Below are 638 nucleotides of genomic sequence, written 5' to 3' on the forward strand. Positions count from 1 at the left end.
CGATCGGCTCTTTTCATATCCGGCGAAGTGGCCAAGTGGTAAGGCAGAGGCCTGCAAAGCCTTTACCCCCGGTTCGAATCCGGGCTTCGCCTCCAGCAAACTCAAGGGGTCCGGGAGGGCCCCTTTTTCGTGCCCCTCCCCGCCGGATGCAGCCCGGGTCCGGACCGCACTGGCGGCGCGAGCGTCTCCCTATCGATTTGCCATGCTCAAGCGTCTCTGGATTCCATGTTTCTCTTTGGAGGACATCTGCCAGAAAGTACAGATCGCAGAAGCATCTGCGCGCGTAGATGTCTTTTATTATTGACCCCAGGCGAGCCCGCTGTTTCTCTCTCTAAATCCGTCATTTGCCTTTGTTAGAGAGAGAAACAGCGGTCTCGCCTGGGGTTAGTAATAACGTGGGGTATCTTCGCGCCGCAGCCTTCGGGCGACATCAACAGCAGGAAGCAGCGAAGCGCTCCCAACACGACACCGCCAATCGGATTCGTTTGTGCAGAAGATGTTGACGCTTGCACACGCGCGAGAATTCGCGTATAGTACTTCCTCGCAAGCGGACATGGCTCAGTTGGTAGAGCACAACCTTGCCAAGGTTGGGGTCGCGGGTTCGAGCCCCGTTGTCCGCTCCATCGCACGATTCGAGC

The 638-nt window shown here is 57.7% G+C and carries 2 tRNA genes; both read left to right on the forward strand.

The annotated features are described in order from the left end of the window. Positions 1 to 21 precede the first annotated feature (21 nt). Positions 22 to 95: transfer RNA gene (locus tag H6A16_RS10550), tRNA-Cys, on the forward strand. Positions 96 to 547: 452 nt separating this feature from the next. Beyond that, positions 548 to 623, forward strand: a tRNA-Gly gene (locus tag H6A16_RS10555). Positions 624 to 638 lie beyond the last annotated feature (15 nt).

Source organism: Collinsella tanakaei, from assembly GCF_016900375.1.
Classification (GTDB): Bacteria; Actinomycetota; Coriobacteriia; order Coriobacteriales; family Coriobacteriaceae; genus Collinsella.